At 66.2% G+C, this 20,611-nt stretch carries 19 protein-coding genes; 13 read left to right on the forward strand and 6 right to left on the reverse strand.

The window, feature by feature from the left end:
• A partial coding sequence (locus QOJ24_RS22955; protein ID WP_526265468.1) for an acyl-CoA dehydrogenase family protein occupies positions 1-723 on the forward strand: 723 nt, incomplete at its 5' end.
• Here the strand turns inward: QOJ24_RS22955 and QOJ24_RS22960 are convergent.
• The gene (locus QOJ24_RS22960; RefSeq protein ID WP_526265500.1) at positions 720-2,246 is read right to left on the reverse strand and encodes a PucR family transcriptional regulator; all 1,527 of its coding nucleotides are present in this window, start codon (positions 2,244-2,246) and stop codon (positions 720-722) included. The genes QOJ24_RS22955 and QOJ24_RS22960 overlap by 4 nt on opposite strands.
• A 150-nt stretch (positions 2,247-2,396) precedes the next feature.
• Between QOJ24_RS22960 and pruA the strand changes: the two genes are divergently transcribed.
• The gene (gene pruA, locus QOJ24_RS22965; protein ID WP_526265470.1) at positions 2,397-4,028 is read left to right on the forward strand and encodes an L-glutamate gamma-semialdehyde dehydrogenase; all 1,632 of its coding nucleotides are present in this window, start codon (positions 2,397-2,399) and stop codon (positions 4,026-4,028) included.
• Between the two features lie 2 nt (positions 4,029-4,030).
• Positions 4,031-4,996, forward strand: a complete 966-nt coding sequence (locus tag QOJ24_RS22970) for a proline dehydrogenase family protein (RefSeq protein ID WP_526265472.1) — start codon at positions 4,031-4,033, stop codon at positions 4,994-4,996.
• Between the two features lie 67 nt (positions 4,997-5,063).
• Here QOJ24_RS22970 and QOJ24_RS22975 read toward each other — a convergent pair whose 3' ends face one another.
• The 4 genes from QOJ24_RS22975 to QOJ24_RS22990 form a co-directional block, all read right to left on the reverse strand.
• The gene (locus QOJ24_RS22975; protein WP_526265502.1) at positions 5,064-5,549 is read right to left on the reverse strand and encodes an Rv2253 family sensor-like surface protein; all 486 of its coding nucleotides are present in this window, start codon (positions 5,547-5,549) and stop codon (positions 5,064-5,066) included.
• Positions 5,550-5,611: 62 nt separating this feature from the next.
• On the reverse strand, positions 5,612-6,016 hold the full coding sequence (locus QOJ24_RS22980; RefSeq protein WP_526265474.1) for a nuclear transport factor 2 family protein: 405 nt from the start codon (positions 6,014-6,016) through the stop codon (positions 5,612-5,614).
• Positions 6,013-6,807 carry an SDR family NAD(P)-dependent oxidoreductase gene (locus QOJ24_RS22985; protein WP_526265476.1) on the reverse strand — a complete coding sequence of 265 codons (795 nt, stop codon included), beginning with the start codon at positions 6,805-6,807 and terminating at the stop codon, positions 6,013-6,015. The genes QOJ24_RS22980 and QOJ24_RS22985 overlap by 4 nt, the downstream gene beginning before the upstream one ends.
• Before the next feature lie 13 nt (positions 6,808-6,820).
• The gene (locus tag QOJ24_RS22990; protein ID WP_526265477.1) at positions 6,821-7,375 is read right to left on the reverse strand and encodes an NUDIX domain-containing protein; all 555 of its coding nucleotides are present in this window, start codon (positions 7,373-7,375) and stop codon (positions 6,821-6,823) included.
• Between the two features lie 19 nt (positions 7,376-7,394).
• On the opposite strand from QOJ24_RS22990, the gene QOJ24_RS22995 reads away from it, so the two are divergent.
• From QOJ24_RS22995 to QOJ24_RS23015, 5 genes are all read left to right on the forward strand, one after another.
• Entirely contained in the window at positions 7,395-8,801 is a 1,407-nt protein-coding gene (locus QOJ24_RS22995; protein WP_526265479.1) for an acyl-CoA synthetase, read from the forward strand.
• On the forward strand, positions 8,792-9,142 hold the full coding sequence (locus tag QOJ24_RS23000) for a VOC family protein (protein WP_526265481.1): 351 nt from the start codon (positions 8,792-8,794) through the stop codon (positions 9,140-9,142). Before QOJ24_RS22995 ends, QOJ24_RS23000 begins: the two co-directional genes overlap by 10 nt.
• A 155-nt stretch (positions 9,143-9,297) precedes the next feature.
• Positions 9,298-10,224, forward strand: coding sequence for a choline/ethanolamine kinase family protein (locus QOJ24_RS23005; protein WP_526265483.1), 927 nt, complete (start codon positions 9,298-9,300; stop codon positions 10,222-10,224).
• Positions 10,224-12,683, forward strand: coding sequence for an FAD-dependent oxidoreductase (locus tag QOJ24_RS23010; RefSeq protein WP_526265485.1), 2,460 nt, complete (start codon positions 10,224-10,226; stop codon positions 12,681-12,683). Before QOJ24_RS23005 ends, QOJ24_RS23010 begins: the two co-directional genes overlap by 1 nt.
• Before the next feature lie 2 nt (positions 12,684-12,685).
• Positions 12,686-14,071 carry an L-serine ammonia-lyase gene (locus tag QOJ24_RS23015; RefSeq protein ID WP_526265487.1) on the forward strand — a complete coding sequence of 462 codons (1,386 nt, stop codon included), beginning with the start codon at positions 12,686-12,688 and terminating at the stop codon, positions 14,069-14,071.
• Between the two features lies 1 nt (position 14,072).
• Here QOJ24_RS23015 and dapD read toward each other — a convergent pair whose 3' ends face one another.
• The gene (gene dapD / locus QOJ24_RS23020; RefSeq protein ID WP_526265489.1) at positions 14,073-15,017 is read right to left on the reverse strand and encodes a 2,3,4,5-tetrahydropyridine-2,6-dicarboxylate N-succinyltransferase; all 945 of its coding nucleotides are present in this window, start codon (positions 15,015-15,017) and stop codon (positions 14,073-14,075) included.
• Between the two features lie 25 nt (positions 15,018-15,042).
• On the opposite strand from dapD, the gene dapE reads away from it, so the two are divergent.
• The 5 genes from dapE to QOJ24_RS23045 all read left to right on the forward strand — a co-directional run.
• A complete protein-coding gene (gene dapE / locus QOJ24_RS23025; protein ID WP_526265490.1) occupies positions 15,043-16,116 on the forward strand; it encodes a succinyl-diaminopimelate desuccinylase in 1,074 nt (357 codons plus the stop codon).
• Positions 16,117-16,305: 189 nt separating this feature from the next.
• Positions 16,306-16,605, forward strand: coding sequence for a hypothetical protein (locus QOJ24_RS23030; protein ID WP_526265492.1), 300 nt, complete (start codon positions 16,306-16,308; stop codon positions 16,603-16,605).
• A gap of 133 nt (positions 16,606-16,738) precedes the next feature.
• Positions 16,739-18,364, forward strand: a complete 1,626-nt coding sequence (locus QOJ24_RS23035; RefSeq protein ID WP_526265494.1) for an ABC-F family ATP-binding cassette domain-containing protein — start codon at positions 16,739-16,741, stop codon at positions 18,362-18,364.
• A 117-nt stretch (positions 18,365-18,481) separates the two neighbouring features.
• Positions 18,482-19,123 carry an SAM-dependent methyltransferase gene (locus tag QOJ24_RS23040; RefSeq protein WP_526265496.1) on the forward strand — a complete coding sequence of 214 codons (642 nt, stop codon included), beginning with the start codon at positions 18,482-18,484 and terminating at the stop codon, positions 19,121-19,123.
• 28 nt (positions 19,124-19,151) lie between these two features.
• On the forward strand, positions 19,152-20,611 hold a 1,460-nt coding region (locus QOJ24_RS23045), incomplete at its 3' end, for an MMPL family transporter (protein WP_526265498.1).

Below are 20,611 nucleotides of genomic sequence, written 5' to 3' on the forward strand. Positions count from 1 at the left end.
TTCGGCGACGCCTTGATCGACAAGCCGTTGATGCGACGCAAGCTCGCCGAGATGATCGTCGACGTCGAGGCCGCGCAGGCGCTCGTTTTCGACGGCACGGGTGCGGCCAACCACCGGCAGCCCCGGCCGATCCGTCAACGCATCGCCGTGCCCGTCACCAAGCTGAAGGTGTGCAGGCTCGGAATCACCATGGCATCGGATGCCATCGAAATCCACGGCGGAAACGGCTATATCGAAACCTGGCCGGTGGCACGGCTGCTGCGCGACGCGCAGGTCAACACCATCTGGGAAGGCCCCGACAACATCCTCTGTCTCGATGTGAAGCGCGGAATCGAGCGTGCGCAGGCACACGAGCCGTTTCTGCAACGTCTGCACGATGCGGTGTCGGTGTCCGACGCCAATGAGACCACCGCACTCGTGGCTCGTCGTGTGGAGGACCTTGATGCGGCGATCACCGCGTGGAGCAAGCTCGACGGTGCAGTCGCCGAAGCCAGGCTGTTCCCACTCGCGCAGTTCATGGGCGACGTGTACGGCGGGGCACTTCTCACCGAGCAGGCCGCGTGGGAGCAGGCCGAAAACCGCACGGGCCGAAAGGCTTTGGTAGCCCGGCTCTACGCGCAGAGGTACCTGGCCGACCAGGGGCCGCTGCGTGGCCTTGACGCCGACGGCGACGAGGCCATCGAGCGTTTCGACGAGTTGGTGACCGGCGCGCTGACGCTCTAACGCTGCTCGGTCGCCCGCAGACCGAGAGCGAGCACGAGCCTGTCGTCGGGGTCGTCCAACGACGTCGACAACAGCTTCTCTATTCGACGCACGCGGTAGCGCACCGTGTTGGGGTGGACATGCAGCCGCTCTGCCACACCGGCGATGTCGCCGAACCCGTCCAGATAGGCGGCCAGCGTGTCGGCGAGCATCGGATCGCGCTCGCGCAGTTCGCGAACGCGCGGATCGACCAGCCGCTGCCTGCCCGCCACGTGCGCGATGATCTCGTCGAGGAGCACCGTCGTGTGGGCCTCGTCCAACGACGTGACCTGATCGATGGCGGCGGGGTGGCGGTCGGCACTGTCGAACACGCGGTCCACCTCGGCGCGGGCTGCGGCGGCACCGGCAAGACCGGCCAACGGCGCGGCAATCACCGCCCGCATCGTCATGCCCAGTTCGCGGTGCAACGCGCCCGCCATGCCTCGCACCCACGACGTCAACGATGATGTCGCACCGATCTTCGGCAACAGCACGTACACGCGTTCGCCGGTCGATACCACCTGCGCATCGGCGCGAAAAGCACTCGCGCTCAACGCAATCACGTTGACCGGGACGACCGCTCCCTCGCCGCGAAAGCCGACAAGAGCAGCTCGGCCGTCGGCGGCGATGCCCAGTTCGCCTGCGGTCGCGCCGATGTCGGGTGAGTCCTCGCCAAGCCCGAGCAGGTTCTGCACCAGGACGGTGTGCGTCGAGGGCGCCGCCGCCAGCCGCGACATGATGCGAGCCGCCAACACGGCCCCGCCCCGCAGCACCTCCTCCACATCGTCGGCCAGCGGCGCAGACCCCTGCTGGAGCCAGATCGTGCCCGCGAAGCCGGGAGGTCGCCGCGCGTCGGTCGCGGGCAGGTGGATCGCCACGGCGAGACGAGGGCGCAGTCCGAGTTCCGGACGTTCGGCGACGCGGACGACCTCGCCGCCGGCCTGCAGCGCGTCGAAGATGCCCCACTGACCGATCCATTCCAGATGTTCGGTCGGACCGGCACGGCCCAGGATGGTCAGCCGGCGCAGTTCGTCGGCCTCCTCGTTGGAGGCCGAGTAGGCCAACACATGGGACTGTTCGTCCTCGATGCTGATCATCCCGTGGGTGCGGTCGGCGATCGACTGGGCCAGGCCGAACAGGTCGGTGCCGGAGTCGCTGCGCGGGTCGCCACGGTTGCCGTGGTGCTCGAACGCGTGGTTGACCAGCTTGTAGAGCAGTTCCCACCGGGCGCGAGGTTCCACCGCCACCACGGCGATGCCGAGTTTCACGGCAAGTTTCACCGCGGCGGGTGACGGCTGCTTGACGAAGATCGCGGCAGGCACCGCCCCGTGCACCTGCTGTGCGATCCAGCCGACGGCCTCCGCGTCTGATACCCCGAGCAGGAAGAACAGGTCGGCAGAGCCGGCGCCCACGGCCAAACCGAGCCGGATGTCATCGACGTCGACGAGCGCAACGGAACCCACCGGCATGTCCAGCCCGCGCGGCGCCTCGACCAGCGTCACCATGGTGCGGTCCAGCGTGAGCAGGAGCTGACCGAGAGACAGACCCTCGCGTTGCGCCACCGGTACTCCTTTGTCCGATTCGACTATAAGTCCTCGGAGTCGTTGTTCGATCAGCCATCGGTTAACACCGGTCCAAAAGGGGATCCTTACTGCATGGATGCCGTCACCGAGGTTCCGAGGCCGGTCAACGAGCCGGTTCTCGACTATGCACCGAACAGTCCCGAACGCGCGCGCCTTGTCACCGCGCTCGCCGAACTGGCCGACCACGACCCGATCGATCTGCCGCACGTCATCGGCGGCACGCACCGGATGGGCGGCGGTGAACGCGTCGACGTCGTCCAGCCACACCGGCACGCCGCCAAACTGGGTACGTTCACCAACGCAGAACAGTCTGACGCGACCGCCGCCATCGACGCGGCCATGGCCGCCAAGAACGACTGGGCGAACACCCCGTTCGACGAGCGCGCCGCGGTCTTCCTGCGCGCAGCCGACCTGCTCGCTGGTCCGTGGCGCGAAAAGCTCTGCGCGGCAACCATGCTCGGTCAGTCGAAGTCTGCCTACCAGGCCGAGATCGACGCGGCCTGCGAGCTTATCGACTTCTGGCGGTTCAACGTCGGCTTCGCGCAAGAGATCATGTCGCAACAGCCGGTCAGTGCCCGCGGCGTATGGAACCGGAGTGACTACCGTCCGCTGGACGGCTTCGTCTACGCCATCACGCCGTTCAACTTCACCGCGATCGCAGGTAACCTGCCGAGCGCGGCCGCGCTGATGGGTAACACGGTGGTGTGGAAGCCATCGCCGACGCAGACCGTCGCCGCCTACTTGACGATGCAGCTCATGGAGGCCGCCGGCCTGCCGCCCGGCGTCATCAACATGGTCACCGGCGACGGCATCGCGGTTTCCGAAGTCGCGCTGGCCGATCCGCGGCTGGCAGGCATCCACTTCACCGGCTCCACCGCGACGTTCCAGCATCTGTGGCGGGAGGTCGGCTCGAACATCGACCGCTATAGCACGTATCCGCGGCTGGTCGGTGAGACCGGCGGCAAGGACTTCGTACTCGCGCATCCTTCGGCGCGGCCCGACGTCCTGCGCACGGCTCTGATTCGCGGCGCGTTCGACTTTCAGGGTCAGAAGTGTTCGGCTGCCTCGAGGGCGTTCATACCGCGCTCGGTTTGGCAGTCCATGGGCGACGACTTCCTCGGCGCCACCGAGGCGCTGCGGTACGGCGACGTCACCGACCTGAGCAACTACGGCGGCGCGCTCATCGACGACCGCGCATTCGCCAAGAACGTCAAGGCCATTGAGCGCGCCAAGGGTGCCGCAGGTGTCACCGTCGCCGCCGGCGGCGAATACGATGACAGCGAAGGCTATTTCGTCCGGCCCACCGTATTGCTGTCCGACGACCCAGGCGACGAATCGTTCTCAACCGAGTACTTCGGACCGCTCCTGTCGGTGCATGTCTATCCCGATTCGGATTACGAACGCATGCTCGACGTCATCGACAGCGGTTCGAAGTACGCACTGACCGGCGCCGTCATCGCCGACGACCGCAACGCGGTGCTGCAGGCCCAGAACCGGTTGCGCTTCGCGGCGGGCAACTTCTACGTCAACGACAAGCCGACCGGTGCCGTCGTGGGGCAACAGCCGTTCGGTGGCTCCCGCGCGTCGGGCACCAACGACAAGGCAGGTTCGCCGTTGAACCTGCTGCGGTGGACGTCCGCCCGCTCCATCAAGGAGACGTTCGTCCCGGCGACCGACCACAACTATCCGCACATGGAGGCCTGACGATGGGCGTCTTCGACAAGGTGGCGCGCCCGACGATTTTGGCCGCCAGCCGGTCGGACCGACTCCGACGTGCCGCCGAAGGGTTACCCGTGACCCGAAATGTGGTGCACCGCTTCGTGCCTGGCGAGACGGTCGGAGATGCGCTGAAGTCTGTGGCCCAACTGCGGGACAGTCGGCGGATGGTCAGCATCGACTACCTCGGCGAGGACACCACCGAGGTCGAGGACGCCGACAAGACGGTGCGGGCCTACCTCGCACTGCTCGACTCGCTCGGCACACGCGACGAAACTGCCGGCGGGACGGTGCGCCCGCTCGAGGTGTCGCTGAAGCTGTCCGCGCTCGGACAGGCACTTCCTCGCGACGGTGAGAAGATCGCCCGCGACAACGCCCACACCATCTGCGAGCGGGCGCAGCGGCTCGGCGTCTGGGTGACCGTGGATGCCGAGGACCACACCACGACCGACGCCACGCTGTCGATCGTGCGCGACCTGCGTGCCGAGTTCCCCTGGCTGGGAACGGTTTTGCAGGCCTATCTCAAGCGCACGCAGGGCGACTGCGAGGAGTTCGCCGCCTCGGGCGCACGAATCCGGTTGTGCAAGGGTGCCTACGACGAGCCGTCATCGGTGGCCTTCCGTGACCGCGATGACGTCAATGACTCCTACATGCGCTGCCTGCGGGTGTTGATGGCGGGCTCGGGGTATCCGATGGTGGCGTCGCACGATCCCGAGATCATCGGCGCCGTGCCCGCGCTGGTCCGCGAGAACAGCCGCGGCCAGGACCGTTTCGAGTACCAGATGCTGTTCGGCATCCGCGATGCCGAACAACGCCGGTTGGCCGACGAGGGAAATCATGTCCGCGTCTACGTCCCGTTCGGCACGCAGTGGTACGGCTATTTCGTCCGTCGCCTCGCCGAGCGGCCCGCGAACCTGACGTTCTTCCTGCGCGCCCTCGCCGAGCGTCGCCACTGAAGACCTCGAGACTGCGCGCAGATCGCAAATCTGCCTCAGATCGCGATGTGCCAGCAGACTCGGCGGTCTATCCCGCAGGAAACGCTGCGACGTCCATGATGACGGAGCCATCGCAGGGGCCGCCGAAGATGTCGGTGCGCCAACTGCCCCTCAGCGTCCCGTCGGGCTGGGGCGTGTAGTACGCGACCGACTTGGCCGGGTTCCACACCTTCGCAACGCCCTCGCCCATGAAGCAGTCCCACTGCCACTCGTAGACGTGCACCCAGGTCGAACCGTTCCAGGTGTACCGAGGCGGCAGCGGAAGGGTCGGATTCGCCGGCTTGGCGCCGTCGATCACAGTGGAGACGCACTCGCGTGAGCAGTCGGTGACAAAGGTGTAGATATTGCTGAAGTCCGGTTCGGGTTGGCGGGCAGCCAAGCTGGTGCCTGTCTTCTCGCCCGCGTAGCGCAACAGCGAGTATTTCCCGTTCCACACCTGCCCTGCGGCAACGGCAACCGGGATCGCGCACACATTCGCAGCAAGAAGAGTGACGGCGATCAGCGCCTCGACCATTCGATATCGCGCTGCCCTCACGAGGGGCAAAGCCTAGTCGCCGCGTTGGGCAATCCCGCGGATTAGGACGCCGTGTCCGTCATCGGGAACGAATGGTGTTCGTGCGCAACCACCCAGCGGCCGTCGACCTTGCGCAGCCCGACGGTGATGCGTAACCGATTATCGGGGTTCGTGTCGAACTGATCCTGGGTGCCGCACCGCAAGAGCGCGTATGCAAACGCCACGTTGGTGCCCGCGACTACGTCGAGTTCGAGAAGCTCAAACTGCGCCCCCTGGCCGATCCACTCGAAGAACGGCGGCCACGACTTGCGGTACTCGTCCATACCGCGCACACCGTTGTACGGCGGCGGCACGTCGAACATCACGATGTCCGAATCATGGTTGGCCACCACACCGTCGAGATCCTGAGTTTGTATCGCCTCGACCCAACCGGTGAACAGGTCGCGAATCGCGTGTTCGTCGCTCATCGTCTGGTCCTGCTGACGAAGCGACCCGAGAACTCGCCGGTCAGGCGACGTGATGGCGACAGCGCCGACATCGCGCGCATGATCTTCGTGCCGACTCCTGGTATCACGTTGACGCGTCCGGCCCGCATCGCGGCGTAACCCACCTTCGCCACCGGCGCGGCATCCATGAAGTACCTGTCCAGCCGCGAGGTGTCAGCCAAGCCGGCGGTGTCCATGAACCGGGTGCGGGTGGGTCCCGGTGCCAGGTGGGTACACGTCACGCCGGTGCCACGCAGATCGTCGGCCACACACTCAGAGAAGCTCCTGACGAACGCCTTGCTGGCGGCGTAGCCGGCCTCCAACCCGTGCGGGATGACGTAGGCCGCGATCGAGCCGACGTTCAGGATCGCACCGCGACCCGCCTTCGCCATCCGGCCGGCGTAGAGCAGCGTCAGATCCGTTGTGGTGACGACATTCAGCTGAACCATCCGCGACACCGCGTCTGGATCGGAGTCCTGCACGGTGAGGCCGAGGATGCCGACGCCCGCGTTGTTCACCAGATACTCGACGTCGACACCGAGCTCGTCGACGCGGGCCACGAGATCTGCGCCCGCGCCGGGCTTCGCGAGATCCATCGTGATCGTGTCCACCCGCACACCGTGGCCGGACCGCAACTCCTCGGCCAACGTGTTGAGCTCGGCTACGCTTCGCTGACTCGACGCCACGACCACGTCGACGCCGTCAGCGGCGAAAAGCCTTGCCAACTCACGGCCTATGCCGGTGGATGCACCGGTAATGAGGGCGGCCGTCATGGCGGTCTCCTCTCTACTCGCTCAACAGGAACAGTGTCCACGCCGCCAGCGACTGGGCGTCGGTGATTTCCCCTTCTCGCATCATCGCTTCGACGTCGGAGCGGCTGAACCACTCGCTGTGCATGTCCTGCTCAGTGTGCTCGCGGTCGTGGTCGCCTTCGCTGATGCCGGTGGCGACGAACACCCTGCCGCGCTGACTGCTCATGCCAGCCGCAACATCGAGCAGCCCGATCGCGACCATCGATCCCGCGCGCAGCCCGGTCTCCTCGCGCAGTTCGCGGTGGGCCAGCTCGGTGGGGTCGAGGTCGGCCCGGCCCGGCGCGGTTCCCTGCGGGAATTCCCACCGACGCAGGCCGAGCGGATACCGGAACTGCTCAACCAGCCGAAAGCGGTCGCCGTCGGACGCGATGATCAGCGCGTAGTTCGGCTTGTCGACGACGCCGTAGATGCCGTCGGAGCCGTCCGGCCTGCGCACCTGGTCCTCGCGCACCGTCATCCAGTCGTTGCGGTACACCTCGCGGGAGGCAATGCGCTGGATCTCGTCCACGGGCCAAGTATGCCGAGCCATTGCGGGTAACCTCGCTCACGTGCTGCTGGCCTCGCTGAACCCTGCGGCGGTCGCGGGCGGCGCCGACATCGGCGACGCGGTCCGCATCGACGGAGCCGCGCTCAGCCGTAGCGACCTCGTCGGCGCCGCGACCTCGGTGGCCGAGCGCGTCGGCGGTGCCCAGCGGGTCGCCGTGCTCGCCAAGCCGACCGCCACCACCGTGCTGGCCGTCACCGGTTGCCTGATCGCGGGCGTGCCCGTCGTACCCGTGCCCGCCGACGTCGGCGCGGCCGAACGGCGACACATCCTCACCGACTCGGGTGCACAGGTGTGGCTGGGCGAGCGGCCCGACGAGCCGGAGGGCCTTCCACACATCCCGGTACGGCTGCACGCGCGTTCGTGGCACCGCTATCAAGAACCACCGCCGGAAGCCACCGCGCTGATCATGTACACCTCCGGAACGACGGGTCCGCCGAAGGGCGTTCTGATGAGTCGGCGCGCTATCGCCGCAGGCATCGACGCGCTGGCAGAGGCATGGCAGTGGACGCCGGACGACATCTTGGTGCACGGTCTGCCGTTGTTCCACATCCACGGCCTCGTGCTCGGTCTGCTGGGTTCGTTGCGAATCGGAAACCGCTTCGTACACACCGGAAAACCCAAGCCCGCCGAGTATGCGGCCGCCCAAGGATCTCTCTACTTCGCAGTGCCGACGGTATGGTCGCGGGTCGTCGATGACCCCGACGTCGCGAGAGCACTGTCATCGGCCCGACTGCTGGTGTCGGGAAGCGCGGCGCTGCCGGTGCCGGTCTTCGACAAACTCGCCCAACTCACCGGCCACCCACCCGTCGAGCGGTACGGCGCCAGCGAAACCTTGATAACCCTCAGCACCCGCGCAGACGGTGAACGACGCCCGGGCTGGGTGGGACTGCCGTTGCAGGGTGTCGCGACCAGGCTGGTCGACGACGACGGGGCGCCCTGTGCGCATGACGGCGAAACCGTTGGGCGACTGCAAGTTCAAACTCCGACCATCTTCGACGGCTACCTCAACTTGCCCGAAGCCACCGCAGAGGCATTCGACGCGGAGGGCTGGTACCGCACCGGCGACGCGGCCGTCATCGACGGTGACGGTATGCATCGAATCGTCGGCCGCGAATCAGTGGACCTGATCAAGACGGGTGGCTACAGGGTCGGTGCAGGCGAGATCGAGACGGTTCTGCTCGGGCATCCGGGCGTTGCCGAGGCTGCCGTCGTCGGCGTGCCAGACGACGATCTGGGCCAACGCATCGTCGCGTTCGTCGTCGGCGATGCCGAGCCCGAGGCGTTGATCAAATTTGTCGCAGAGCAGCTTTCGGTGCACAAGCGGCCCAGGGAGGTCCGCGTCGTGGACACCCTGCCGCGCAACGCCATGGGCAAGCTGCTGAAGAAGGAGCTGGTGGGATGGCTCTGAAATTCGACGAGATCTGCATCGACGCCCACGACGCCACCGCTCTTGGGTCGTGGTGGGCGCAGGTGTTGGGCTGGCGGCACGACATCGACAAGGACGGCGATGTGCGGCTGTACCCGCCGCCCGGTGCGGGGCCGGACTGGATCTTCCTTGCGGTGCCCGACGAGAAGGTGGTCAAGAACCGCATCCACCTGGACTTCCGCCCCGACGACCAACAGGCCGAGGTCGAGCGGGTGATCGCGATGGGCGCCAAACACGTCGACATCGGCCAGGGCGAGCCGTCCTGGGTGGTGCTGGCCGACCCCGAGGGCAACGAGTTCTGCATCCTCGCGCCCAACGACTGATCTCGCACCGCGAGCGTGCGCAGATGGACAACATCCAGCGGCGTGTCGTGTACAAACACGCCCGCTCGCGGTGCGGCGAGCGTGCGGAAAGTGCTGCTGAAAAGCGGTGTGTCGACTCGCAGACACGCACTGTCGCGGGGAATTAGAGTGAGTCGGTGTCGCCACCGCTCACCGATGTCCAGCTCGACGAGCTGCTCGAAGAGTTCGCCGTGCTGGCGGGGCGGCCGCGGCAGCTGCAAGAACTGTCCGGCGGCCTGACCAACCGCAACGTCAAGGTCACCACCGCCGACGGCATCTATGTGGCCCGCTGCTGCGCCGATGCCGCCACCAACATGCTGGGCATCGACCGAGACCGCGAGCATCACAACACCAAGGCGGCCGCGGAGGCGGGGGTCGGTGCACAGGTCATCGACTACCGGCCCGATCTGGGGATCATGCTGCTGCGCCATCTCGACGGGCGGACCCTGTGCAACGACGACTTCCAGCGGCCCGAGATCCTCGACAAGGCAGCGGCCACCGTCCGCGCGCTGCACTCCGGCCCGCGGTTCCAGGGCCGCTTCGACATGTTCGAAAGGCAAGCCGCCTACCTGAAAACCGTCCAGGACAACGGGTTCCGGCTGCCGGCGGACTACCTCGAGCACGCCGACACCTTCGATGAGATTGCGCGGGTGCTGATAGCGACAGGCCAGACTACCGTCCCATGCAACAACGATCTGCTGGCGGGGAACTTCATCGACGACGGGGACAGGATGTGGCTGATCGACTACGAGTACTCGGGTAACAACGACCCGTGTTTCGAGCTGGGCAACACCTGGTGCGAAACCGGCATGTCGACCGACCAACTCGACGACTTCGTCACCGCGTACTACGGGCGACGGCTGCGCAACAAGACCGCCCGCGCCCACCTGCAGGGCATCGTCGGGAAGTACGGCTGGACACTGTGGGGATGCATACAGAATGGCTCCAGCGCAATAGAATTCGACTTCTGGGACTGGGCGATGGAACGCTATGAGGGCGCGGTGGCCGAGTTCACGGGACCGAACCTGGCCAGGCTGCTCGACGACGTACAGGCAGACGACTGATGGCCGCCGAGCTGCCCGACCGCTCCCAGGTCGTCATCATCGGCGGCGGGGTCATCGGCACCAGCGTCGCCTATCACCTGACGAAGCTCGGACTCACCGACGTCGTGCTGCTCGAACAGGGTCAACTGTCCAGCGGCACAACCTGGCACGCAGCCGGTCTGGTCGGTCAGCTGCGGGCATCGGAGAGTCAGACCCGGCTGGTTCAGTACTCCACCCAGCTCTACGCGGAACTCGAGGCCGAGACCGGACTGTCCGCGGGGTACAAGCAGTGCGGTGGCGTCACCGTCGCCCGCAGCGAAGACCGGATGATCCAGCTGCGGCGCACCGCAGCGAACGCCGCGGCATTCAACATGGAATGCGAACTGCTGAGCCCCGAGCAGGCACTCGAGCGCTATCCCGTCATGAGGGTCGACGACCTGGTCGGCGCCATCTGGCTACCCGCCGATGGCAAGGCCAACCCGACGGATCTGACGTTCGCGCTTGCCAAGGGGGCGCGGATGCGGGGTACGCGGGTCGTCGAAAAGACCAGAGCCACCGGCATTCTCACGCGGGACGGACGAGCCACGGGGGTGCGTACCGACAGGGGCGACATCGAGGCGGAGATCGTCGTCAACTGTGCCGGGCAGTGGGCCAAACAGGTCGGCGCCATGGCAGGCGTCAACGTTCCACTGCATTCAGCCGAGCACTTCTACGTGGTCACCGAGGACATCGAGGGGGTGCACCCCGACCTGCCGATCCTGCGCGACCCCGACGGTTACACGTACTTCAAGGAGGAGGTCGGTGGACTGGTCATCGGGGGCTTCGAGCCGGAGGCCAAGCCGTGGGTATCACCCGACGACATCCCGTATCCGTTTGAATTCCAATTGCTGGAGGAGGATTGGGACCATTTCGAGGTCCTGATGAACAACGCCTTGCTTCGTATCCCCGCGCTCGAGGTGACCGGCATCAAGAAGTTCTACAACGGGCCGGAGAGCTTCACCCCGGACAACCAGTTCATCCTCGGCGAGACACCCGAGCTCGACGGCTACTTCGTCGGCGCCGGATTCAATTCGGTGGGCATCGCCACCGCAGGCGGCGCAGGCCGGGCGCTCGCGGAGTGGATCGTCAACGGTGCGCCCACCAGCGACCTCACCGCTGTCGACATCCGCCGCTTCGCGCCGTTCAACGGTAACAACCGCTGGTTGCACGACCGGGTTGCCGAAGTGCTGGGACTGCACTACGAAATCCCCTGGCCCAACAGGGAGATGAAGACCGCGCGGCCGTTCCGTCGATCGCCGGTGCATCACCTGCTGCAGGCGGCCAACGCGAACTTCGGCAGCCGGATGGGGTGGGAGCGCGCCAACTTCTTCGCCCCCGCCGGCGCCGACCCGGCGATCGAGTACACCTGGGGCAAGCCGAACTGGCTGGCATGGTCGGCGGCGGAGCAGACCAACACCCGATCCGCCGTGACCGTCTTCGACCAGACCTCGTTCTCCAAGTATGTCATGCTCGGGCCGGACGCCGAACAGGCGTTGCAGTGGCTGTGCACCGCCGACGTCGGCGGAGAGATCGGCAAGGCCGTCTACACCGGAATGCTCAACGAGCGCGGCACATACGAATCCGACGTCACCGTGACCCGCACCGGCGCCGAAGAGTACGTCGTCGTCAGCAGCGCCGCCACCACAGAACGCGACAAGGACCACATCCGCAGGAACCTGCCCGCAGGCACCCGCGCGTCGCTGGTCGACGTGACGTCGGCATACGCGGTATTCGGTGTGATGGGGCCGAATTCGCGCGACCTGCTGTCGAGTCTCACTACCGCCGCCGACCTGTCCGACGACGCGTTCCCGTTCGGCACCAGCCGGCAGATCGCGCTGGGATACGCCACCGTGCGGGCGACCCGGATCACATATGTCGGCGAACTGGGTTGGGAACTGTACGTTCCCGCAGAGTTCGCGGTCGGCGTGTACGAGGACCTGATGGCGGCCGGTAAACGGTTCGGCGTCGGCCGCGGTGGCTACTACACCATCGAATCGATGCGGCTGGAGAAGGGCTACCGTGCCTTCGGCCGGGAGTTGACGCCGAGCGAGAATCCCGTCGAGGCCGGATTGCTGTTCGCTTGCAAGCTCAAGACCGACATCGCGTTCCTGGGCCGCGCGGCCGTCGAGAAGGCCAAGGCGGAGGGCCCGCGCCGCAAACTCGTTGGTTTCAGCGTCGACGCGCCCGAGGCCATGCTGTGGGGCGGTGAACTGGTGCTCCGAGACGGGGCGGTCGCCGGTCAGGTCACCTCGGCGTCGTGGGGCGAGACCGTCGGCTGCTGCGTGGGTCTGGCTTACGTGCGTGCGGCAGACAACTCCGTCATCGACGCCGCCTGGGTGAAGGCCGGCGCGTACCAGGTCAACGTCGGCGGTCAGCTCTCCCCGATATCGGTGTCGCTCAAGCCGATCTATGATCCAACCAGTACCAAGATTCGACCCTGACCATGGCCCTCAGCGTCTTCGATCTCTTCAAGATCGGCATCGGACCGTCGAGTTCACACACCGTCGGCCCGATGATCGCTGCCGACAGGTTCGCCCGCGGTTTGCGCGAAGACGGGACCCTCGACGCGACGACGCGGGTCACTGTCGAGTTGTTCGGTTCCCTCGGCGCGACCGGCAAGGGCCACGGCAGCATCCCTGCCGTCGCGCTCGGTCTGATGGGCGAGCGGCCGGACGGGGTCGACCCAGCGCGCACCCCCGAGCGGATAGCGGCCATCTCCGACGCCGAAGAGCTGCGACTGCTCGGCGAGCATCCGATCGCGTTCAGCCTCGCCGACGACATCGTTCTGCACCGGAACAAGCAGGCCCGGTTCCACTCCAACGCCATGGTGTTCCGCGCATTCGACGACGGCGGTGCGGTGTTGGCCGAACGCACCTTCTACTCCATCGGCGGAGGCTTCGTCCTGGACGACACGCAGGTCTCCGACGATGACGACCCGGTCGTCGTCGCCGATAGGACACCCGTGCGCTACCCGTTCAGCAACGGCGACGAACTACTCGTCCATGCGACCGAGACCGGGCTGCGCATCAGCGACATCGTCATGGCGAACGAAATGACTTGGCACACAGAGGAATACGTTCGCAGCGGGCTGGAGAAGATCTGGTCGGTGATGCAGGAGTGCATCCAGGCGGGCATCGACACCACCATCGCTACCCTGCCGGGGGGACTCAAGGTGCGTCGCCGCGCCCCGCAGCTCGCCGCAAGGCTTTCCGCGGCCGGGGGGTCCAGCGACCCGCTGATCGCGATGGACCGCGTCAACCTGTACGCGATTGCGGTCAACGAGGAGAACGCCGCCGGCGGGCGAGTGGTCACCGCGCCGACCAACGGCGCCGCAGGCATCATCCCCGCCGTTCTGCAGTACTTCCACACCTTCGTCGACGGTGCCGATGACGACGCCACCGTGCGTTTCCTTCTCGTCGCGGCCGGCATCGGCAGCATCATCAAGGAGAACGCATCCATCAGCGGTGCAGAAGTGGGATGCCAGGGCGAAGTCGGCTCGGCGTGCTCGATGGCTGCTGCCGGGCTCACCGAACTGCTCGGCGGAACGCCCTGGCAGGTGGAGAACGCCGCCGAGATCGGCATCGAACACAACCTCGGGCTGACCTGCGATCCGGTCGGTGGTCTGGTCCAGATCCCGTGCATCGAACGCAATGCCGTCGGCGCGGTCAAGGCCATCACCGCCGCGCGGATCGCGCTCAGCGGCGACGGAATGCATCAAGTGTCGTTGGACAAGGCAGTCAAGACCATGCGCGAGACCGGCGCCGATATGAAGGACAAATACAAGGAGACCGCGCGCGGCGGGCTGGCACTCAACGTCGTCGAATGCTGAATCAGTTGGCGTGTAACGCCTCGTTGAGCGTGATCCCCTGGCCGTCGCGGGCCACCACCTCGACCGCACCGGTCACCGAGTTTCGCCGGAACAACAGGTTGTCGGCGCCGGAGAGATCTTGGGCCTTGACGGCCTCGCCGTCGGGCATCGCCACCTTTGTGCCTGCGGTGATGTAGAGCCCGGCCTCGATGACACAGTCGTCGCCCAACGATATGCCGAGCCCGGAATTGGCGCCCAGTAGACACCTCTTGCCGACTGAGATCACTTCTTTGCCGCCGCCTGACAGCGTTCCCATGATCGAAGCGCCGCCGCCGATGTCGGTACCGTCACCGATCACGACTCCGGCTGAGATCCGGCCTTCCACCATCGATTTGCCCAGTGTGCCGGCGTTGTAGTTGACGAAGCCCTCGTGCATCACCGTGGTTCCCTCCGCCAGGTGCGCACCAAGTCGCACCCGGTCCGCATCGGCGACGCGGACACCCGCTGGGATCACGTAGTCGACCATCCTGGGGAACTTGTCGACGCCGTAGACGTTGACTGGGCCGCGGCGACGCAGTTTCGCTCTCACCATCTCAAACCCCGCGACCGCACACGGGCCGTAGTTGGTCCACACCACATTGGTCAAGACGCTGAAGAAGCCGTCGGCATTCAGCCCGTGCGGGACCACCATTCGGCGCGACAGCAGGTGAAGGCGCAGGTAGGCGTCGTGCGCGTCGACAGCGAGATCCGCCAGCGACTCGATCACCGTGCGCACTGCCACTGTCTCGGTGCCGCGGTCGTCGTCGCGGCCGGTCATCGTAGCCAGGTCAGCCGGGACGTCGTCGACCTCGAGCCGGACAGTCCCGGACGGGCCTTCCCCGCCCAACCGCGGCTCGGGAAACCACGTGTCGAGGACCGATCCGTCGGCTGCGAAGGTCGCCAAGCCGACGCCTGAAGCAGATGTCACGCAGCCAAGACTAGCCTCAGGAGGCGTGGGCCTGGATTTGCGTGGCGACCCGATCGCGTTGACCGCGGCGCTGGTGGACATCCCCAGCGAGTCGCGCGACGAGCAGCAGATCGCCGACGAGGTAGAGGCAGCACTACGCGGGCAGACCAGCGGGTTCGAAATCGTCCGCACCGGCAACACGGTGCTGGCCCGCACCGACCACGGCCTGCCGACCCGGGCCATCCTGGCCGGACACCTCGACACCGTGCCGATCGCCGACAATGTGCCCAGCCGCCGCACCGACGGCGTGCTTCACGGTTGCGGCACGTCGGACATGAAGTCCGGCGACGCGGTGTTCCTGCACCTGGCCGCCACAATCGACGCCCCCGCGCACGACATCACGCTCATCATGTACGACTGCGAGGAAATCGAGGCGTCGGCCAACAGCTTGGGCCGCATCGAGCGCGAGCTGCCGGAGTGGCTGCAGGCCGACGTGGCGATCCTCGGGGAGCCCTCGGGCGGGTTCATCGAGGCAGGTTGTCAGGGCACGCTGCGAATGGTCGTGACCGCAGCAGGGACGCGGGCGCATTCAGCGCGATCGTGGCTGGGCGACAACGCGATTCACAAGCTGGGCGCGGTGCTCGACCGGTTGACCGCCTATCAGGCCCGCAGCGTCGACATCGACGGCTGCACCTACCGGGAAGGGCTGTCCGCGGTGCGCATCGACGGCGGGGTGGCGGGCAACGTCATTCCCGATGCCGCGTCGGTCACCGTCAACTTCCGGTTCGCACCCGACCGCAGTGTCGAGCAGGCCGCCCAGCATGTGCGCGAAGTGCTCGACGGGCTCGACGTGGAGATCGAACAGACCGACGCCGCATCCGGTGCGCTGCCCGGGCTGACCAAACCCGCCGCTGCCGCGCTGGTCGAGGCCGCAGGCGGGCAGGTACGCGCGAAATACGGCTGGACGGACGTGGCGCGGTTCGCGGCGCTGGGAGTGCCCGCCGTCAACTTCGGCCCAGGCGACCCCAACCTCGCCCATCGGGTCGACGAGCGCATCGAGGTCGAGCAGATCACCGCGGCCACCGAGATGCTGCGGCGCTACCTGATGAGCTCGAGCTAGGCGTCCTTCAAGATCGGCCTGCGTTGGGTAGAATGACGAAACAGACGAAGAACTCCCCGAGGCGATTGCGCGAATGATGCTCGCCGATCAGCGACCCGGACAAGGTACCCCTCAACTGACACCTCGGGTGCGATTCTCTGGTCAACATCACAGACGCCATTGAGAGGTCCGATTTTTATGCGCGCGCCGATGAGCATCGCGACGATTGCCGTGTCATTCGCGGTTCTGTCGACACCTTCGGTGATGGCGTCTGCGGCGGCCAGCCCCTCCGGCGATGCTGAGCAAACCGTTCAAGAACTCGAGTCGCAAGGTTACGACGTACACATCGATCGCGTCGGCACAGGGGCTCTCAGCGACTGCACAGTGGTCAACGTCCGCAATCCGCGGACCATCACCCAGACAATCGTCACTGGGCACAACACCAACCGTAAGGTCGAGACTGTGGTGCGCAGCAAGTCGATCACGGTTTCTCTTGACTGCAGTGCGTGACCGACGGCTATCGCGGCGATATCTAACTGCTTGACGCGCCACCTACCCTGAAGGCATGTGAGCTGACGACATCTCCGGGTGATCCCGGATCGAGTCCGTCGTCCCTATCCACGCAATCACGAAGAGCACTCACATGTCTCAACGCTCCGTCGTTTGTTCCAACCTGTCCTTCTCGTGGCCCGGCGAACCGCCGCTGTTCGAAGGGTTGACATTCGCCGTCGGCGACGGCCGTACCGGCCTGGTTGCGCCCAACGGCGCCGGCAAGAGCACGCTGCTGAAGCTGATCGCGGGTGAGCACCTGCCGTCGGCGGGTTCGGTGACCGTCAACGGGCCGATCGGGTATCTGCCGCAGGCGCTGCCGTTCGACGCCGATCGCACCGCCGCCGGGGTGCTCGGCGTCGCCGGGATCCTCGCTGGGCTCGAGGCGCTGGCCGGCGGTGATGCTCGTGACGAGGTGTTCGCCACGATCGGCGACGACTGGGACGTCGAGGAACGCACCCGCGCTCAACTCGACCGGCTCGGCCTCGGACACATCGGCCTCGATCGCGAGCTTGGGTCGCTGAGCGGGGGTGAGGTGGTGTCACTCGGCCTGGCGGCCCAGTTACTTAAGCGGCCCGAAGTGCTCCTGCTCGACGAACCGACCAACAATCTCGACGCCGACGCCCGCGCGATGCTCCACCATGTAGTCGAGGAGTACCCGGGGTGCCTGCTGCTGGTCAGCCACGACCGCACGCTGCTGGATCGCATGGACCGCATCTCCGAGTTGCACCGCGGTGAAATGACGTTCCATGGCGGCAATTTCACTGCTTACGAGGAGTCCGTGCGCGAGGCGCGACGTGTCGCCGAGACCACCGTCCGCAGCGCCGAGCAACATCTCAAGCGCGAAAAGCGGCAGATGCAGCAGGCCCGCGAACGCGCGGCGCGCCGGTCGAGTACGGCGGCGCGCACAGTTGCCGATGCCGGGCTACCGAAGATCGTCGCGGGTGCGATGAAGCGTCGGGCGCAGGAGTCCGCAGGGCGGACCGACGGCGTCAACGCCGCGAGGGTCGGCGACGCTAAGGCCAAGCTCGACGACGCCGAACGCGCGCTGCGCGACGACCCGCCGATCGTGCTCGACCTGCCCGATACCGAGATCCCCGCCGGCCGCAATGTGTTCATCGGGACGGGATTACGGGTCGGCCGGGGCGGCCGGTCGTTGTTCGGCAACGGGATCGACGTGTTCATCCGCGGACCGGAGCGAATCGCGCTCACCGGCGCGAACGGCGCGGGCAAGACCACGCTGATGCGCGTCATCGCCGGTGATCTCCGACCGGACGCAGGCGTCATTCAGCGGGCCCAGGGGCGGATCGCCTACCTGTCGCAGCGGCTCGACCTGCTCGATCCGGACGGGTCGGTGCTGGACCACCTCGCCGCGTATGCACCGAACATGGGCGAGACGCGGCGGATGCATGTGCTCGCACAATTCCTGTTCCGCGACAGCACCATTCGCCTGCCGGTCTCGGCGCTGTCCGGAGGCGAGCGGCTTCGCGCCACGCTTGCGTGCGTGATGTACGCCGAGCCGGCGCCGCAGCTCCTGCTGCTCGACGAGCCGACCAACAACCTCGATCTGGTGAGCATCGGGCAACTGGAGTCGGCGTTGCGCGCCTACCGCGGCGCGTTCGTAGTCGTCAGCCATGACGCCAGATTTCTCGAGGCGATCCGACTGCACCGCCGGCTTCGGTTATCGCACGCAGGGATCGAGGAGCAACTCCACAGCTAATTTGCCGATGCGTAAACCTCATATGTAAAAGCACCACCAAAACGGCGGATGCGGTGTTAGCTTGCACTCAAGTGCGGTGTCTGGAGCTAGACGAAACGCAAACAGGGGTAGGCGTATATGGCGAAGAACTCGATCATTCAGCCGTTGGGTCCATCGTGGTTTACCGGGGCTTATGACCCGTTGACCGCGCGGTGGCCTGCAGGCAACAAGATGCGAGACACCGTGATCGGTGCGCTGCAGCCGGCTGCAGGTCAGCGGCTACTCGAACTCGGTTGCGGCTCAGGGCGTCTCGCGATCCAGATCAAGCGCGGCTGGCCAGAAGTGGCCATTACCGCGGTGGACGGCAATCGCGACATCATGAAGGTCGCACGGCGCCGCGCGGAGCAGGCCGGGGTCGACATCGACTTTGTTCTCGGGGACTTCACCGCGTGCCCTCTCGAAGGCAGCTACGACAGGGTCTACAGCACGCTCGTGTTGCATCACCTCAACCTCGAAGCAAAGCAGGAGGTGTTCGCTCGCATCCGTGGCCTCCTCGCGCCGGGCGGCAAGTTCGTCGTTGCCGACTTCTCGGGTCACCACGGGTCAGGGCAAGCGATCTTGTCGAAGCTGTCGATGCTTTCCGACCCGCTCGGTGCGAAGCAGCCTCATCGCGACGGGAGTTTCGAGGCCGCGATGCGGGAGACATTCACCGTCGTTCGTTCACTGGCTCGAATTTCGTCGGTGTTCGGAGCCATCGAGGTGTGGGAGTGCGGGCTATGACCAGGGGGACGGCAACGGGGGACACGCGATGGACCGGTGGGCACGTCTAGTCACGACTAGACCGCTGCTCGTCGTCCTCGTGACGGTGGGCGCGGTGCTGGCGTCCGGTTTGTGGGGGCTGGGTGTCTTCGATCGGCTCAACCTCGCCGGCTATGCGGACCCGACAAGTGAATCGGCGCAGGCGGACCAACTGGTCGACCAGCATCTGGGTCGCCGGACCCCCGACATCGTCGTCGTATACACCGCTCCCGACGCCCAGACAGTCGAGGCGATCCGCCCGCAGGTCACCGAACGCCTTGCCGCAGTCGACAAGTCGTTGTTGGCCAAGCCCATCGACTCGTTCTGGACGTCCCCGCCCGAGCAGGCCCTCAGACTGGTGTCACCCGATCACCGGAAGGCGCTCGCGGTTCTCACCCTCCAAGGTGACGACAGCCAGCGGTTGAAAACATTCAACGACCTCAGCCCCGAACTGCAGATCCCCGGAGTGCAGACCGACTTCTCCGGCCAGAGCGCGACAACGGGAGCGTACAACTCGGAATCGAAGGGCGACCTGGCGCGCGCCGAGGCGATCGCGATTCCGTTGACGCTGGCACTTCTCGTGGTGATCTTCGGTGGCTTCGTCGCGGCGGCCATCCCGGTGTGTGTAGGCGGACTGGCCGTATTCGGGTCGCTAGGCGCTCTTCACGCGCTCTCGATGGTGACCGACGTCAGCGCTTTCGCCCTGAACACCGCATCCATCCTCGGCCTCGGAATGGCCATCGACTACGGCCTACTCACGGTGTCACGGTTCCGCGAGGAACTCGGCCGTGGGCTCGAACCAGCCGATGCCGCGCGCCGGACGATCGCGACGGCGGGACGAACCGTCCTGTTCTCAGCTCTGCTGCTGGCAGTCGGGCTTGCAGGCATGTCGGTGTTCAGGCTGTCGATGGTCCGGTCAGTGGGCTTCGGCGCGATTGCCGCGGTCGGCATCGCCGCACTTTTGTCATTGGCAGCTGTTCCAGCGCTACTGACGATCCTCGGGCACCGAATCGGTGCGTTGCCGTGGAGGCGGGGAGCGGCGCAGCGTGGTGAGGCCCGTGCGTACCGCTTCTGGTCTGCGATCGCCACCAAGGTCACCCAACGTCCGATTCTCGTCGCGGTGCCGATCGTGGCGGGGCTCGCGCTGATCAGCGCTCCTATCCGGGATATCGCCTTCGGCGGGCTCGATATTCACGACCTGCCGAAGAACAACATCGTGCGTTCCACGCAGGAGATGATCACGGCCGAGTTCCCGCTGGTGAACAACGGCGCGACGATCGTCATCAAAGGCGACAACGGACCACCGGCGGCGCCGGCAGTCGCGCAATTCGCGGCGGACACAAAGTCGGCGGAGGGTGTCACGCGCGTAGACCCGCTGGCCTCCGGCGACGACATGACGATCCTTCATGCGGTGCTCTCAAGCGACGACTTCTCGAACGAGGCGCGAGACTCGATCGCCGCATTGCGCGC

Source organism: Mycobacterium sp. (genome assembly GCF_032159775.1).
Taxonomy (GTDB): domain Bacteria; phylum Actinomycetota; class Actinomycetes; order Mycobacteriales; family Mycobacteriaceae; genus Mycobacterium.